The sequence below is a fragment of the Mesorhizobium sp. RCAM 06353 genome (genome assembly GCF_059683585.1).
In genome coordinates, this window is sequence record NZ_CM185031.1 from 6614742 (window position 1) to 6630365 (window position 15624).

13 protein-coding genes and 1 pseudogene are annotated in these 15624 nt (G+C 62.5%); 1 reads left to right on the forward strand and 13 read right to left on the reverse strand.

Features of this window, described 5'->3' with window-relative positions:
• Positions 1 to 69: 69 nt before the first annotated feature.
• The 8 genes from AC56QX_RS31990 to AC56QX_RS32025 all read right to left on the reverse strand — a co-directional run bounded on the left by AC56QX_RS31990 (position 70) and on the right by AC56QX_RS32025 (position 10349).
• Positions 70 to 801, reverse strand: a complete 732-nt coding sequence (locus tag AC56QX_RS31990) for a LamB/YcsF family protein (RefSeq protein WP_497112537.1) — start codon at positions 799 to 801, stop codon at positions 70 to 72.
• 12 nt (positions 802 to 813) lie between these two features.
• Positions 814 to 3162, reverse strand: coding sequence for a xanthine dehydrogenase family protein molybdopterin-binding subunit (locus AC56QX_RS31995; RefSeq protein WP_497112538.1), 2349 nt, complete (start codon positions 3160 to 3162; stop codon positions 814 to 816).
• Entirely contained in the window at positions 3155 to 3652 is a 498-nt protein-coding gene (locus tag AC56QX_RS32000) for a (2Fe-2S)-binding protein (RefSeq protein ID WP_497112539.1), read from the reverse strand. The genes AC56QX_RS31995 and AC56QX_RS32000 overlap by 8 nt, the downstream gene beginning before the upstream one ends.
• Entirely contained in the window at positions 3643 to 4500 is an 858-nt protein-coding gene (locus AC56QX_RS32005) for an FAD binding domain-containing protein (protein WP_497112540.1), read from the reverse strand. Before AC56QX_RS32005 ends, AC56QX_RS32000 begins: the two co-directional genes overlap by 10 nt.
• A 156-nt stretch (positions 4501 to 4656) precedes the next feature.
• Positions 4657 to 6624 (reverse strand): hydantoinase B/oxoprolinase family protein, encoded by a 1968-nt coding sequence (locus AC56QX_RS32010; RefSeq protein ID WP_497112541.1) that lies wholly within the window; start codon positions 6622 to 6624, stop codon positions 4657 to 4659.
• A 3-nt stretch (positions 6625 to 6627) separates the two neighbouring features.
• Positions 6628 to 8655, reverse strand: coding sequence for a hydantoinase/oxoprolinase family protein (locus tag AC56QX_RS32015; RefSeq protein WP_497112542.1), 2028 nt, complete (start codon positions 8653 to 8655; stop codon positions 6628 to 6630).
• A 103-nt stretch (positions 8656 to 8758) separates the two neighbouring features.
• Positions 8759 to 9739 (reverse strand): AraC-like ligand-binding domain-containing protein, encoded by a 981-nt coding sequence (locus tag AC56QX_RS32020; RefSeq protein ID WP_497112543.1) that lies wholly within the window; start codon positions 9737 to 9739, stop codon positions 8759 to 8761.
• Positions 9740 to 10151: 412 nt separating this feature from the next.
• Positions 10152 to 10349 (reverse strand): hypothetical protein, encoded by a 198-nt coding sequence (locus tag AC56QX_RS32025; RefSeq protein ID WP_497118072.1) that lies wholly within the window; start codon positions 10347 to 10349, stop codon positions 10152 to 10154.
• A gap of 21 nt (positions 10350 to 10370) precedes the next feature.
• Between AC56QX_RS32025 and AC56QX_RS32030 the strand changes: the two are divergent.
• Positions 10371 to 10550, forward strand: a pseudogene (locus tag AC56QX_RS32030) (NAD-dependent epimerase/dehydratase family protein); the annotation flags it as partial.
• A gap of 11 nt (positions 10551 to 10561) precedes the next feature.
• On the opposite strand, the gene AC56QX_RS32035 reads toward AC56QX_RS32030, so the two are convergent.
• From AC56QX_RS32035 to AC56QX_RS32055, 5 genes are all read right to left on the reverse strand, one after another.
• Positions 10562 to 11764 carry a mandelate racemase/muconate lactonizing enzyme family protein gene (locus tag AC56QX_RS32035; protein ID WP_497112544.1) on the reverse strand — a complete coding sequence of 401 codons (1203 nt, stop codon included), beginning with the start codon at positions 11762 to 11764 and terminating at the stop codon, positions 10562 to 10564.
• Positions 11765 to 11773: 9 nt separating this feature from the next.
• Positions 11774 to 12100: an NIPSNAP family protein gene (locus AC56QX_RS32040; RefSeq protein WP_497112545.1), complete on the reverse strand. Its 327-nt coding sequence runs from the start codon at positions 12098 to 12100 to the stop codon at positions 11774 to 11776.
• 101 nt (positions 12101 to 12201) lie between these two features.
• Positions 12202 to 13560 (reverse strand): mandelate racemase/muconate lactonizing enzyme family protein, encoded by a 1359-nt coding sequence (locus tag AC56QX_RS32045; RefSeq protein ID WP_497112546.1) that lies wholly within the window; start codon positions 13558 to 13560, stop codon positions 12202 to 12204.
• A gap of 53 nt (positions 13561 to 13613) precedes the next feature.
• The gene (locus tag AC56QX_RS32050; RefSeq protein ID WP_497112547.1) at positions 13614 to 14780 is read right to left on the reverse strand and encodes a mandelate racemase/muconate lactonizing enzyme family protein; all 1167 of its coding nucleotides are present in this window, start codon (positions 14778 to 14780) and stop codon (positions 13614 to 13616) included.
• A gap of 48 nt (positions 14781 to 14828) precedes the next feature.
• Positions 14829 to 15539: a GntR family transcriptional regulator gene (locus AC56QX_RS32055; protein WP_497118000.1), complete on the reverse strand. Its 711-nt coding sequence runs from the start codon at positions 15537 to 15539 to the stop codon at positions 14829 to 14831.
• Between the last annotated feature and the right edge of the window lie 85 nt (positions 15540 to 15624).

The window sequence follows — 15624 nt, forward strand, 5'->3', positions numbered from 1 at the left end:
GGTTCGGGTTGTGGGTTCGAGATAGTCCTCGATCCTATGCGCAGAGCCTTCACGATACAGAAAAATGAATCATGGGAGGCTTTTGGAATGCGTGTCGATGGTCCGCCGCATCAGCGCGGCGACGTCGCGCGCATTCGGCGGATCGGAGTGGATGCAGACGGTGTCGAAGTCAACCGGGCGGACCGTGCCGTCTACCGTGACGAGTTCGCGTCGGGTAAGCGCCCCCACCATGCGGTGCTCGGCAAGCGTCAGGTCGATGGCCGACTGGACGCGCGGGATGATCAGGCTGCCACCGGCAGCGTAGGTAAGATCGGGAAAGAACTCGCCCACGAAGGCAACGCCGAGTTCCGCTGCCGCCGTCTCGTGGCAGGTTCCCGCCATGCCGAAGAGCGGGACACCGAACGGCCTGACCGCCGTGGCAATTGCCCGAGCGGTGTCCATGTCGTTAGCGGCCATGCCGTAGATGATGCCATGCGGCTTGACGTGGCTGAGCCGCCCGCCCTCGGCGGCCAGGATCCCTGTCAGAGCACCGATCTGATAGAGGAAGGCGGCTGTCAGTTCCTCCGGCTGAAGTTTCATTTCGCGCCGGCCGAACCCCTCGCGATCGGGAAGGGAAGGATGCGCGCCGACCTGTTTGCCATGCGAGAGCGCGAGCCGCACGGTCTTCAGCATCGTCCATGGATCCGAGGCGTGGAAGCCGCAGGCGATGTTGGCGCAATCGATATGAGGCATGATGCCGGCATCGTCGCCGAAACGCCAGTTGCCGTAGCTTTCCCCCATGTCGCAGTTCAGGGTGACCATGGTTTGCTTGCCTCAACCCAGAGTGTTCGACGCCCAGCCGGGGGCGATGTGCGGGAATTCCGGCGGCGGTTCGCGCTCGTGCAGCAGTCGAAGCACGCGCGGCGGCGTCAGTGGCAGCCGCTGCACCGGCTTGCCGATCGCGCGTGCCACCGCGCAGCCGATCGCCGCGCCCACGGCCAGGATGGGCACCTCGCCCGCGCCCTTGGTGCCGAGCGGCCCCATCGACGGCGCGCCCTCGTAGAGATCGGCGGCGACCGGGATCACGTCCTGAGCCAGCGGCAGGCGATAGGTCTCGAAATCGTCTTGCGCGATGCGTCCATCAGCCGTGAGCGTCACCTCCTCATGCAAGGCGTAGCCCAGCCCCTGCACCACGCCGCCCTGTATCTGGCCCAAGATGGCGCGCGGGTTGAGCGCACGGCCGACATCCTGCACCACGCGATAGGCCAGAACCTCGACATGACCGGTGTCGGCATCAACCGCCACCTCGGCCTCATGAACGACGAAGACGGGGATGTCGAGCGCATCGATGAAATGCCCCATGGCGCAGCCCGCCATGGCCGGCGTGTTCCTGGCCGTAAAGGCTCCGCTTCCGGTGATCGGGCCGGTGGTGGCCTGCGCATGGGCGACGACAGCGGGGATCGACATGCCGGACCCGGAACGTCCCTTGATCTCGACACGACCGTCGCGCAGCACCAAGTCTTCCGGTCGGGTCTGCAGCATCTCGCCGGCGGTCCGCAGCAGCTTCTCCCGCACCTCCGCGCAGGCGGCCACACTTGCCGCGCCAATGGATACGGTGGTTCGCCCGCCGCCAACGCCGACATCAAGACCGGCGGCATCCGTATCGGCTTCGCGCACGATCACCTGCTCGGGAGCGAGGCCGAGCTGACCGGCCACGATCTGCGGCAGGGATTGCACCATCGTGCCGGAACCAATCTCCACACCTGACGTGACCAGTGTTGCACTGCCGTCGGCGTTCAAATTCACCGTTGCCGCCGAGGGGCCGACGAAAACGAACCATGTGCCGACCGTGGTTGCAATTCCATAGAGCCTGCCGTCGGCCTTCGCTTCCGATGTGCCGGTGCTGGCGCGCAATGTCTCCATGCGATCGAGCATCGGACCCAGCACGTCGGCCTCGAAAACCTGGCCAGTGGCACCGAGATCGCCATCTCCCAGGACATTCTTCTTCCGAAACTCCATCGGGTCGAAGCCTAGGGCTTCGCAGATCTCGTCGGTATGTCGCTCCAACGCGAAGGTGTTGTAGACGCCGTTGCAGGCTCGGAAAGCACCGTTGGGTGGGGTGTTGGTGTATATGGCGCGGCTGACGAGCCGCGTGGCGCCAACCCGGTAATTGCCGCCCAGCGTATGCGCCGTCATCGTCGTCAGAAAAACCTGTTCGCCGCCATACGCACCGCAGTCCATCAGCACGACCGCCTCGCGCCCGGCGATGTATCCTTCGGCGGTGACAGCGGAGCGAATGCGGATTTCCGCATTCTCGCGGCAGAGGCAGGTTGCCATCTCTTCCTGCCGGGTGTTTTCCAGGACCACGGTGCGCCCGGTCATCCGCGCCAGAAGTGCCGTGATCGGCTCGATGGACGCATCGAATTTCAGGCCGAACCCGCCACCGACAGGCGGTACAGTGACCCGCACACGCCCGGGCGCAAGCTGCATGACCCGTCCGGTGACGTTGCGCACCGTCCAGGGCACCTGCGTCGAGGTCTGGATGTGAGCACGGCCGTCCTCCCAGGAGCCGATGGCAACGCGCGGTTCGAAGGGCACATGGCTCTGCCGACCAACAGTGAAACTGCTCTCGACAATGCGAATATCGGGACGGGCGAAGGCAGCATCGACGTCGCCGCGACTGGATTTTGCCTCCCAAGCGATGTTGCCGGCACGCGCACCGCCTTCGGAAATCACCTCATAGCCACGCCAGCCCTCGTGGACGAGACGGGCGGCGGGCTGGAGCGCTTCGGCCATGGTGGACACCGGTGCCAGCGGTTCAACCTCGATCACGATGGCGGCAAGTGCCGCCCGCGCCTGCTGCTCCGTCTCGGCGGCGATGACGGCGATTGGCTCGCCGTGATAGCGGATCGTGTCGATGGCAAGGAGCGGATGGTCGGCAATGCCGATGCCGTAGAGCCCCGGCGCATCGGCGCCGGTCGCCACCGCGCGCACGCCAGGACAGCGACGTGCCGCCGAAACGTCGAGCTTGCGGATACGTCCTGCGGGAACGGTCGACCGCAGCAGTACGGCATGCAGCATATCGGGGCGAACCCGGTCGTTGGTGTATTTCGTCCGCCCGCGCAACTTGTCCTGCGCATCGCGGCGGGGAAGATTCATCACCGTAGCGGCCAGCTCAGACATTGATGCCTCCCACCAACTGGCCCGCTTTGCGGGCTTGGTCGAGGCAGTCGGCCACGGCGTCGACGATCCGCTCGTATCCGGTGCAACGGCAGATGTTGCCGACCATCGCGGCCTTGATTTCGGGCCGGCTCGCATGCGGATTGTCACGCACGAACGCCGAAAGGCTCATGACCATTCCTGGAAAACACATGCCGCATTGCACGGCATCGGCCGCCTCGAAACTGGCCTGGAGCGGGTGCAGCGCCTGGTTTCCGGAACTTAAACCCTCGATGGTCGTCACCGCGCATCCCTGGACGAGACCAATGGGCTTCAGGCAGGACGGCACCGCTTCGTCGTCGACATGCACCGTGCACGCGCCGCAGAAGCCTTCGCGGCACACGGCTTTGGTCCCCGTCAGGAATTGTTCCCGCCGCAAGATGTCGACGAGCGGCGTCATAGGATCGCCATCAAAGCGGCAGTCCTCGCCATTCAACTGGAATGTCACAACCATGCCAGGCCTTCCGTCTTGAGAAGTGCGGCAACACCTCGCTTGACCAGTGGCGGAAGAACCTGGCGCCGGTACCAACTCTCCGCTTCCGTGCCGTCGCGCCCCTGAAAATCATTGTGCGCAAGTGCAAGCTCGGCGGCGCGTTTCGGATCGAGCGCTGAGGCCAGCCCTGCCGCCATGGCCTGTTCGAGAGCCGTCCAGCGCCGCGCTATTGGCTCCACCGAACCGACGGCAATGCGACATCGTTTGTTTCTGTCCACCGCAAGCGAGACGATGGCGACCGGGTAGTCGCCGGCTCTCCTAAGCGGCAGGCGGATATGCGCACCTGCGATCAGGTCGCGGCGCAGATGAATTCTCGCCACGATCGCTTCGGTGAGCAGCGCATGCCTGTCTTTGAGGAAATCTGAAATCCCGAGGAGTTTTGGGCCATCGAACGTCTGCAGCTCCACCGTCGCCTCACAGACGAGAAGCGCAGGGGCGAGATCGGCGGCGGCAAAGTCGGGGGCACAGAGATTGCCGCCCACGGTAGCGACCCTTCGGATGCCGGGATTGGCCGCCCCCTCGGCCGCGGCAAGCAGACCTTCGAAGCCCACTACCCCGTACAACGCGCGGCCCAGCACCGCGTGGGTGACAGCTGCGCCGATCACGACATGGTCCGGTTCGATTTCGACCCTGGACAAGGCCGGTATTCGGGGGAGTGCGACCACCGCCTGGGGAAGATCAATCCCGCGCCGCGGATCACGCATCATCCAGGTGCCGCCGGCAAGCACCGCCGCGCCTTGCCGGCGCGCGGCCAATGCCTCTTCAAGTGTGCTGGCCGCGGTGAACGATCGTTCCACGCCTGGTGCCATCTGTCATACCCCTCGGCAGCAGCCAACTTTCGCGGCCCTGCAACATTGTTGCTCCAGCTTCAGGCTCCTGTGAAATAGTAATTCTTTGAAAATGGTATCGAAAAAACAGATAGCACCATGCGAGCGCCTGCAAGGTTGCGGCGCGCTCGTTAGCGCTCAGCCCCAGTGGGCGACGGTCCGTTTCTCAAAGCTCTCACGGAACTGGGCGGTGGTTTTGGGAAGCAGTTTACCAGTCTCCCAGTCGATGATCACCGCATAGTGTCGAACCGCATCGAGCGTATCGATCTCGCCGGAGCGGTACTTGCGCGCGACCTCTTCGGGATCCATGCGTGCCCAGCCCTTCCGTTTCGCCCGGATGTCGGCACGGCAGGTTTCGGTTGCCGTCTCGTCGATTTCGTACTGGCACAGGTCGCGGTCGATTTCGCGGATGACCACGCCGTAGTCGGTCCTGGCACGCTCCAGTGAAACGTAATCGTCGATCACGTCCTCCATCACCTTGCGCGGCTCGCGCTGCAGTGGATCGCCGAACCCGCCGCCGCCGGCCGTCGGACGAGCGAACTGGTCGCCTGTGTGGACGGGGTAATCGGAGAATACGGAGCCGAGCCAAATCTCGGTCCCCTCTCCGGCGCGTTTCATGGTCAAGCCGTGGGGCATCGACGGCAGGCCTCCTTCGACACCCCAGACGACGGCGCGCTCGCGGTCGCAAATGTAGGACATGACGGCATTTTCGGCCTCAAGCAGCAACGAGGTCTTCTGCACGCCGACGCCGCCCCGCCATTTGCCGGGACCGGCTGAGTCCTGCTTGATCTGGAACTCGATCGTCCGCGTAGGGTTCACCCGCTCATTGCCTTCGTTCGGTTGCGACATCAGCCCCGTTCCGAAGCAGGCAGTGGTGACATCGGCGCCATCCTTGCCGTTGCGCCCGCCCCAGCCGCCGGGCAGCCATTCGTAGAACATGAAGATCGGTTTTTCGGGTTTGCGCGCGTCCCGTCCCCCGGCCAACAGATATTCGAGGTTGAAGGCACAGGCGATGGCGCGTTCGGGCATGATCTTCGACCACATCTCGAAGATCGCATTCATGATCTTTTCGAACGGCATCAGGAACCCGGTCACGGCCACCGGCCATTCCGCGCTGACGACGCTGTTCTTCGGCGCGGTCACCTCGATCATCCGGTAAAACCCGCTGTTGAGTGGGAGGTCCGGGAAGAACGTCTTCATACCGGCGACCACGGCCGAGAAGGTCGCGCCCGGGGCGGAATTGTACATCGAGGCAATGGTCGAATGGCTTCCTGTAAAATCGTAGTGGATCGTGTCGCCCTTGATCGTCATTTTGATGCGGATCGGGATCATGCCCTCGCCGGCACCGAGATCGCGATCGATGTAGTCGACCGTCTCCCAGGTGCCGTCGGGCAGCTCCGCGAGACGCTTTCGCACGGCGCGTTCGACGTAGTCCTGAACCTCCTCCATGCCGCGCATGACCTGGCCACGCCCGTACTTCCTGACCAGCCGCAACAGCTCGCGCTCGGCCGCCTGCGTCGCCTGCGCCTGGGAATGAATGTCGCCAATGATCGATGCCGGATCGCGCGTGTTGGCCGCGATCATGTTGGCAACGTCGGAGCAGAAGCGGCCGCGCTGGAAAAGGCGCAGCGGCGTGATCCGCAACCCTTCGCGGAACATGTCGCGGGCGGTGACGTCGAAGGAACCCGGCACGGAGCCGCCCAGATCCGACCAGTGGCCGTTCGACTGGGAGAAGCCGATCAGCTTGTCTTCGTCGAAGATCGGCCGGACGAGCCGAACATCGCTGAAATGCGTACCGCCGGCATAAGGATCATTGATCGCGTAGACATCGCCGGGTGCCATATCGCCTTCAAAGACCCGGATCACCTCCTTGCACGTGTTGTGCAGTGTGCCGACATGGACCGCGATGTCGTAGTTGCCCTGGGCAACGGAGTTGCCATCGGCGTCGTGGAGGGCGTTCGAAAAGTCTCTGTTGTAGATGACGAAGGAATAGCAGGTGCGAAGCATCTGTTCGGCCATCTGGTCGACGGTGGTGATGAAGGAGTTCTTCAGCACCTCGAACGTCACCGGATCGAGGCCAGGGCTCGTTTCAATCAGCTTTGTCATGTCTCAGCCTTTCGTCACGATGAGAATGTTCAGGAAGCCGTCGACCGTCGCGCTCATTCCCGGCGGAACCACGGTGGTGGAATCGAACTGTTCGACAATGGCAGGCCCTGCGAAAGCGGCGCCGGCGCTGAGTTGGTCACGTTCATAGACGGCTGCATCGTGAGATACGCCGTCGAACCAGACCCCGCGGCGGCCGAGCGGCTCGGGCACATGAGGCAAGACTTCGTGCCGGGGTATCTCAGCCTTCGGGACGATGCCGATCGCCTTGACCGCGATGCGGAAGATCGACACCGGCGCCTCTTCGCGGCGGTAGTTGAACTCGCGTTCATGCTCGTTGTGGAACGCCTCGATCAGCGAGCAGATGCTTTCGATCCGCGCCGGCGCTGACACCGCAAGCGAGCGCCACTGGCCCTGGTACATCATCTCGACCGTACGCTGCAGCGCCATGTCCTGCTGCGCCACACCCTCATGGGTCAGACGCTCGACGGCCTGTTCTTCCATCCGAACAAAGGCCGTCTGCATCTCGGCTGGTGAAACCGTCGAGGCATCCGCCATGAAGCTCTCGGAGAAATCGTGCTGCACGTCGACGAGAAGGCAACCGAGCGCGGAGGTGACGCCGGGATTGGGCGGCACGATCACGGTTGGAATCGAAAGCTCCTTGGCCACGGCCGCACCGTGCAAAGCGCCCGCACCGCCGAATGCGACGAGTGCAAAGTCGCGCGGGTCATAGCCTCGGCTGATGGAGAGAAGCCGGACGGCATTGCCCATATTGGCGTTGGCGACGGCGATGATCGCCTCGGCCGCCTCGTGGAGTTCCATGCCGAAGGGTGCCGCAACCGTCTCCTGCACCGCCTGGGCGGCCAGAGCGGGGTCAAGCGTGATCTTGCCGCCCGCAAGGCTGGTGCCGAGGCGGCCGAGCACGACATTGGCATCGGTGTTGGTGGCGGTGCGGTTGCCGTTCTTGTAGCAGGCCGGGCCTGGAAAGGCGCCGGCGGACTGCGGTCCGTTGCGCAGGCTGCCGCCCTCGTCCTGCCACGCCAGCGACCCGCCGCCCGCACCGATGGTCAGCACCTCGATGGAGGGGAAGCGGATCGGATATCCGAATTCGATGTACCAGTCTTTTGTGATGCGCGACTCCCCGTTCCACGCGAGCGAGACGTCGGTGCTGGTGCCGCCCATGTCGAAGCCGATCGAGTTCGGGAAGCCACAGAGATTTCCGATGAAACGGCTTGCGATCGCGCCGGCAGCGATGCCCGACCCTGCGAGCCGGGCCGAGAAATCCTTGACGCTTGCGGGTGTCATGACCCCGCCACCGCTGTGCAGCAGCAGGAGATCCCGCTTGTATCCGGCCGCGGCAAGCTTTTCTCCGAGACGCGACACGTAGTCGACGACCACCGGGGCGCAGACGGCGTTGGCCATGGTGGTGGAAAACCGTTCGTGCTCGAAGATTTCCGGCATGACCTCCGAGGAGATCGAGACCGGCAGATCCGGCATGGCTTCCTTCAGGATCTCACGCATGCGCCGCTCGTTGGCGCCGTTGACATAGGAGTTCATGAAGCAGACGGCGATGGACTTGACCTGCCGTCTCTTGAGAACGTCCGCGACGCGTCGCGCGGCCTCTTCGTCCAGCGCTTCCAGGATCGTGCCCTCGGCACTGACCCGTTCCCGAACGGTCAGCCGGTCGCGGCGCGGTATATAGGGCTTGGCGACATCCTTGTAGGTGTCCCAGAGATCTTCCTTGTTGGCGCGACGGATCTCGACAACGTCACGGAAACCCTCGGTGCAAACCATCGCGGTGCGTGGCAGGCGGCGGGTGATCAACGCATTGGTGGCGACCGTCGTGCCATGAGAAAACATGGTCACCTGCGAAAGATCGATGCGGCCCTGCTCCACGCCATTCATGATGGCCTGCATGGGATCGTCAGGCGTGGAGGCGGTCTTTTCGATACGGATCGCGCCACTGTCTTCGTCCATGATGCAGATGTCGGTGAAGGTCCCTCCGACATCGACGGCAACTCTGATTCGACTCATGACAATTCCTTCGCAAGGTCTTTGCGGGCAAGGCCCGGCTATCGCCGCCCCTTGTCGGGGTGACGTCGATGAATGGGTGGTATTGGCCCGGATTTCGTCGGGTCTAGTGGCGCTCTCTCGAGGCCGAGGCGCGGCCTGCCCGGCTCGCTGCTTCGCGACGGGTATCCGTCGGTGCGCAGCCGAACCGCGTCCGGTAGTGCTTGCAGAACTGGGACTGGTCGGCGAAGCCCCAGCGGTAAGCGATCTCGGCAACGCTGCTGATGTTGGTCACCGACATCAGCTCCTCGGCGCAAAGTTCAAGCCGGGCGTCGCGGATGAAGCCGTTGATCGACTGGTTGCTGTCCTGAAAAAGAACCTGGAGGTAACGGAGCGAGATGCCGCAGGCATCAGCCACCGCCTGCGGGCCGAGGCCGGAATTCTTCAAATTGTCGCGAATGTACTGCTCGGCGCGGTGCAAATGGCCGGCCCGGATCGATGAGATGCTGCTGTCCAGCACGCGATCGTCGCTCACGATCGACAGGCACAGCATTTCCAGGATGTGCCTGCCCATCATCTCGCGAGCAACTTCAGTGATCTCATCGAGATGGCCGATCGTGGTTCGCACCGTGTCGAGGAAGAGCGCGGCGATGCCTTGGGTCGCGTCGAAACTGAGCGCACTGAGCCGTTCGGCGGATCCAATCCGGGCCCGAACGCTCGATGACGGCACCTTCAGGACCCACAGCGCATTTGGCTTGCCGTGCCAGAATTCGTAAGGCGCATCTCCCCGCTCGACGAGAAAGCCCCCGGGGCTGCAATTGACGGTTCTCGACCCTTGCGAGAAATTCACCTCCGACATCTCCGGGATGGTGATGAGTAGGCTGGCGTCACGCTCGTTGAGGAAATGGCGGCGATGGCGGCGATAGCTTACGGCATCGCAGCGCATTTTAGACACGCTGACGAGCCCGAGGGAGAAGGTTTCCAGCGTGCCTGAAAATTCGCGACGGTTCCGATACTCGGTGTCGAGCGGAAAATAGGCTTCGGTAACAGCGGTTTGCCAGGCATCACCGCCTGCGGGACCGCCGATCGTATCGACGACGTATTTCATTCCCCGACCTTTCTGGTTGGCCCGGTTGTCCCGGTGTTTTTCCGAAGATTACAGGAATCCGCCCGCGCGTATTGGTCAAAAACGAATAAACTTATGTGGTCGTTTGGCAGTTGGCTCGCGTTCCATGCCGTCGCGATTGGCCAAAACGTCCCGGCGATGGCTCGCAGGTCGCCGTGCGACCGCCAGTACCACCTGCCCCCGCGCCCACATCTTACTTGGCCGCACTGATGTTCACCGTCTGCCTCGAACGGCAGCAGCCATGATGAGGGTCACCAGGCCGAGGCACAGGATCATTGCGGGTGGGGGTACTTTTGTCCGGTCTTATGTAGCAAACGCACCAACAGCCGGAAAACATGGAGAGGCGCGGTGATCGCGCGGGCGGCTTTGGCCCTGTGGCGTCTACGCCTCAAGATCAGCCGGTAAAGCTCGCCCTTGCGGAAACGGCTTGGCGTGCGCCGTAGCGGCACGGTGCGTTTGCTACATAAGACCGCAGGCGCGTACCAGGTCGGAGGCCGGCCAGCGAAAGAAAGGCCGCCAGCAACACCAGGGTCAGCATCGCCAGCGTGGTTTCGCTGCCGCTGGTGACAACCCGGTCGTAGATCTGCAGCATGTAGAGTGGAGAGGCTCAAAACGGCGGCGCGACGGTTGGACCTATATGGACGCGCGCGATCTCGGCCAGATCGTCGATCTGTGTATCGAGCGGGATGGCTTGGGCTTCCAGATATTCAACGCCGTCAACGACAACATCGTGGCTGAAGTGCCGACGGCGGAGTTTCTGGGCAAGCAAGCGCCCAACATACCAGTTACACGCGCCCGGGCACTTCAGCGATCGAAGAAGCCCGCATCCTCTTCCCCGAGATATTTCCTGGCCGCTTCTGCGTCGATATCGAGACCCAGGCCCGGCGCCTCCAGCAGGTCCACCATGCTGTCCTTCACGATCTGTGATGGCAAGCCGATCACCAGATCCTCCCACCACGGGTCCGAGGCGCTCGGATATTCGAAGGCGATGTAGTTGGCGGGCAAGGTGGCGCAGACATTGATCAGCGCGCCGAGGCCGAGCAGGCCGTTCGCGGTACCGTGCGGCGCCATCAGGATCGAGTGCATATAGGCGTGCTCGGCGACCCATTTGAGTTCGGCGATGCCGCCGATATCGGCCGGATCCGGACCGATGACGCGCACCGCCTGCGTCTCGATCAGCTCCTTGAAATTGTGCCGGAGGTAGATCTGCTCACCAGTATGGATCGGCGTCGAGGTGGAGGTCGTCAGTTCCCGGTAGGCCTGCGGATTGACCCACGGCACATAGTCGCCGGTCAGCATGTCCTCGAGCCACATCAAATTGTACTTCTCGACCGCGCGAGCGAACTTGATCGCATCGGGCAGCATCCAGCCCGGGCCGCAGTCGAGCGCCAGGCTGACCTTGTCGCCCAGCACTTCCTTCATCGCGATCACGCAGTCCAGCATGTGATTGAAACCACGCTCGCTGATCACGCCCTGATCCATGGCACCGTGATAGCCGGCCTTCTTCTGCGTCACGCCGTAGTGGAAGCCGTCGATGCTGTCCTTCATGTTGGAGTGGAACGAGATTCCCTGCTTGACCATGAAGAAGTTCTGCGGCTGCTCCATCATCCATTTGACGTCGGCGGCATAATCCTCCGGCCGGTCGCCCGTGCGCTTCTGGCGGATCGAGCCGTTATAGACGCGCACCTTGTCACGGACCTTGCCGCCGAGCAATTTGTAGACAGGAACGCCCGCCGCCTTGCCGGCGATGTCCCAAAGCGCATGCTCGATGGCGGAGACGGCAGCGCCATAGGGCTTGAATGAACCGCGCTGGCGGATCTTCAGCATGACACGCTCGACGTCGGTCGGATCCTCACCGATCAACGCCTCGCGGAAATGCAGCACCCACGGCTTGAGGTAGGTCTTTGTGAACTCGACTTCGCCAAGGCCATAGAGGCCCTCGTCGGTGATGATGCGGACGATCGGGTGCCTGCCTATCACAGCGCAGCGCAGGTCGGTGATCTTCATGGCGCAGTTCTATTTCACAGACGAGAAAGCTGTCGGCGTGAGCAGCTGGCTGCTGATATTGGCAACGATCTGCCCCTCGCGCTCAGACTCGTCCCGGGCTCTGTGCCATGCCGGATCGGTAACGAATGCCGCCCATTTCGCCTCACGCTCGGCCAGCGATTCCCAGGCAAGAAAATAGGTGAGGCGATTGCTGTTTTCGCCGATCGTCGTGGTGAAAAACCCGGCTTGGCGGATGCCATGCCTATCCCAGATGGCCAGCGTTTGCTCGGAAAAGCGCTTGAGCAAAGCCGGCAGCCTGCCCGGCAGGCAGTCATAGATACGCAGTTCGTAGATCATGGTTTCGTCCGTTTCTTTCTTCGCCTCTCCCTGGGAGAGGTCGACACGAATGGTCGGTCGTTGGCCCTGTGAACCTGGGGGAATGAATGCAGGGGTTTAGGCTAACTCCAGGTCCGGTCCCAGCTATATTCATTGTCCCAATGCTCGGTGGATTGCCATATCCCCGTGACACCGGGCTGCAGATGCTGGCTGATCACCTCGTCGACCACATCGTCTATGCCCAGCCCCGGCTTGTCGGGCACGGTGATGAAGCCGTCCTTGACGAGCGGCTTGGGCAGGCCGGTGACGATATCGTCCCACCAGTCGACATCGGCGGAGTGGTATTCGAGCGCCATGAAGTTTTCGGTCGCGGTGGCGACATGTGCGGCGGCCATAGCGGCGATTGGACTTTCAGCCATATGGATCGCCATGGCGACGCCGTGGTCCTGTGCCATATCGCCGATCTTCTTGGTCTCGAGGATGCCTCCGCTGGTGAGCAGGTCCGGGTGGATAACGGAGAGGCCGCCACTCCTAAGCAGAGGTTCGAACGCCTCCTTGAGATAGATGTCCTCGCCGGTGCAGATCGGCACCGTGGTAGCCTCCTGCAGTTGCCGGTACTGCTCGGTGTATTGCCAGGGAATCACGTCCTCCAGCCAGGCAGGAACATATTTCTCGATACGGCGCGACAGGCGAATACCGTCCTGCAGCGAGATGTGGCCGACATGGTCGATGGCGAGCGGAATCTCGTATCCGATGACCTCGCGAACCTCGTGGATATACTGCTCGAGCAGGTCGATCCCCTTTTCGGTGAAATGCAGGCCCGTGAACGGGTGCTGCACGTTCTGCGCATCGTAAGCGAGATTGCGAGCCTTACGCTCCTCGAGCGCGCCGCCACGGCCGCGTGGATTGGCGTGAAACCCTTCGAGCACGCCGGCGGGCGCGACCACGGCGCCCGGGACATGGGCGATCTGCATTAAGCCTAGGTCCATCTTGAGGAAAGTGAAACCGCGGTTCATGCGCTCCTTGAGGCGCTTTCCGGTTTCGGTGCCGCTCGGTTTTTCGGCATCGGTATCGCAATAGACGCGCACGTGATCGCGAAACTTGCCGCCGAGCATCTGGTAGATGGGGACGCCATAAGCCTTGCCGGCGAGATCCCACAAGGCGATTTCGACCGCCGAAACGCCGCCGCCTTGGCGGCCATGTCCGCCGAACTGCTTGATTCGGCGAAACAGGCGATCGATATCGCAAGGGTTCTCGCCAAGCAGCCGGCTCTTCAGCATCAGCGCGTAAGTGGCGCTGGCGCCGTCGCGCACCTCACCAAGCCCGACGATGCCCTGGTTGGTGTAAATCTTGAGTAGCGCTGAGGTGAACGGCGCGCCGACGATCTCGGCTACCCGCATATCTGTGATGCGAAGCTGGGATGGCTTGGAGTTCGTGTTCACCCGATTGAGCGCCGCGTCGGCTCCACCCGTCTTTGGCATGACTTATCCTCGTTCTGATCGGCGGGGGCTTGTCGCTGGAGCGCAGGGCGCTGCTAGCCCAGCTCAATCTCGTGCGCTTGTAGATACTCGCGATTCATCTCAACCCCGAGACCAGGCTTCGACGTCAGCTTGAGGTTGCCGTTCGAGACGTCGAGCGGTCTGTCGATGAGGTGATCATATTTGCCGAGGTTCCACTCCGACGTCTCGAGCTTGTAGAAGTTGGGAACGGTCATCATCACCTGGGCTCCGGCAACCACGTTGATCGGCCCCGCGGCATCGTGCGGCGAGACGGGGATGTAGTAGGCTTCGCACAGGGCGGAGATCTTCTTCAGTTCGGTAATGCCGCCGGTCCAGGTGACGTCAGGCATGATGTAGTCAGCGAGCTTGTTTTCGAGCACCGGTACGAAATCCCACTTCGTGTGGCCGCGTTCGCCCCAAGAGATCGCGGCACTGACCTTCTCACGCACCTGCTTGAGCGCGTTCAGGCTCTCGGGTGGACAGGGCTCCTCGAACCAGTCGATCTGGCCGGCTTCCTCGAGGCTGCGGCACAGGCGAATGGCGGTGGGCACGTCGAAGCGGCCATGCGCATCGATGAGGATGTCGACATCAGGGCCTGCCGTTTCGCGGATCAGCGCCGTGAGTTCGGCCGCCTCGCGTTCATCCTTGCGGGTCATGCTGCCGTCGAGGTAGCCGTCGCGCTGCTCGCGCGACAGGCCATCCGCGGTGCGGCCCTGATGGGGGAAAGGATCGAATTTGAGGCCAGTGTGTCCGGATTCGACAATGTCGCGAATTTCGCGAACGACAGCCTCCTTGCTGGTGAATTTGGCCTGGTTGGGGTGGGTGTAAAGCGCGATTTCCTCGCGCACCGGCCCACCCAGCAACTCGTAGATCGGCTTGCCGAGGACTTTGCCGCGGATGTCCCACAGGGCAATGTCGATGGCGCTCACGCATTCAACGGCGGCGCCGCGGCTGCCCATATAAGTGAAGCTGCGGAAAATCTTATGCCACAGATGCTCGATACGCGCCGGATCCTCGCCAGTCACAGCGATGCCTATCTGCCGCAAGATCGTGCAGAGCGCGCGGTTGGCCAGCTTTGTGGTGGTGGTGATCTCGCCCCAGCCGTTAACCCCCTCGTCGGTGATCACTTCGACGAACAGATATTCTCCCCAATATGAGGCCGGGGATTTGATCAGCCATGGCCGGATGCTCGTGATTTTCATCTCAACTCCCTATGTCTGAATGGCCAGGCAAACGATGGCCCTGGCCGGCTATCCAGCCCGGGCCGCGCTACGCGCGCGCATGTGTTCGAGCACATGCCGGCCGGAGCCCTCGACATGGCGCGCAATGAGTTCGGCTGCCTCGTCCGCATTTCCGGCCTTTACATGAGCGATGAGTTCGCGGTGCTCGCGAATGATCGCGGCACGCCGCGCCAGCGTGAAATTGAAACGCCGGCTTACGGCTCGCAGCACTTCGCGATGCTTCCACCAAAGCTCGGCTGCATGGCGGTTATAGTGCCGCTGGTACATCACGGTGTGGAAAGCCGTATCCAGCTCGCTGTGCCTGAAAGTGTCGGCAAAATTGTTCTCTTCGATCAGTCCTTGGAGACGTTCGAGTTCGGCGATGTCCTCGTCGGTGGCCATGTTCACAAACCATCGCGTCAGGGCTGGCTCGATCAGCACACCGATCTCGTATATATCCCGGACAAAATCCTGATCTATGGGCCGCACCCGTGCCCCGCGGTTGGGGAGAAAGGTGACAAAGCCTTCCCCGCGCAACAGTTGCAGGGCCTCGCGCACGGGATTGGTCGAGGTGCCGTGACGCCGGGCCAGATCGGTGACCACCAGCCGTTCATTGGCGGCGAGCCGCCCCTCGATAATGTCCTCCCTGATCAGTTCGTACAGCGAGGCGCCCTCGCTCGAGGCCCCAAGAGGATCGATCCCCTCGGGTGGCTCTGCTTTAAATTCCCGCGTTTCGGCCAAGGCCGGCTCCCCCTTCCGTGAATACATATCTTTCTCGATATCACGCACGATTTCCATAAACAATGTACGATTTGTTGCGTTGACA

Coding starts and splice junctions, on each gene's coding strand:
- AC56QX_RS31990 (WP_497112537.1), bottom strand. CDS start 801: ATGGTCACCCTGAACTGCGACATGGGGGAAAGCTACGGCAACTGGCGT.
- AC56QX_RS31995 (WP_497112538.1), bottom strand. CDS start 3,162: ATGTCTGAGCTGGCCGCTACGGTGATGAATCTTCCCCGCCGCGATGCG.
- AC56QX_RS32000 (WP_497112539.1), bottom strand. CDS start 3,652: ATGGTTGTGACATTCCAGTTGAATGGCGAGGACTGCCGCTTTGATGGC.
- AC56QX_RS32005 (WP_497112540.1), bottom strand. CDS start 4,500: ATGGCACCAGGCGTGGAACGATCGTTCACCGCGGCCAGCACACTTGAA.
- AC56QX_RS32010 (WP_497112541.1), bottom strand. CDS start 6,624: ATGACAAAGCTGATTGAAACGAGCCCTGGCCTCGATCCGGTGACGTTC.
- AC56QX_RS32015 (WP_497112542.1), bottom strand. CDS start 8,655: ATGAGTCGAATCAGAGTTGCCGTCGATGTCGGAGGGACCTTCACCGAC.
- AC56QX_RS32020 (WP_497112543.1), bottom strand. CDS start 9,739: ATGAAATACGTCGTCGATACGATCGGCGGTCCCGCAGGCGGTGATGCC.
- AC56QX_RS32025 (WP_497118072.1), bottom strand. CDS start 10,349: ATGCTGCAGATCTACGACCGGGTTGTCACCAGCGGCAGCGAAACCACG.
- AC56QX_RS32035 (WP_497112544.1), bottom strand. CDS start 11,764: ATGAAGATCACCGACCTGCGCTGCGCTGTGATAGGCAGGCACCCGATC.
- AC56QX_RS32040 (WP_497112545.1), bottom strand. CDS start 12,100: ATGATCTACGAACTGCGTATCTATGACTGCCTGCCGGGCAGGCTGCCG.
- AC56QX_RS32045 (WP_497112546.1), bottom strand. CDS start 13,560: ATGCCAAAGACGGGTGGAGCCGACGCGGCGCTCAATCGGGTGAACACG.
- AC56QX_RS32050 (WP_497112547.1), bottom strand. CDS start 14,780: ATGAAAATCACGAGCATCCGGCCATGGCTGATCAAATCCCCGGCCTCA.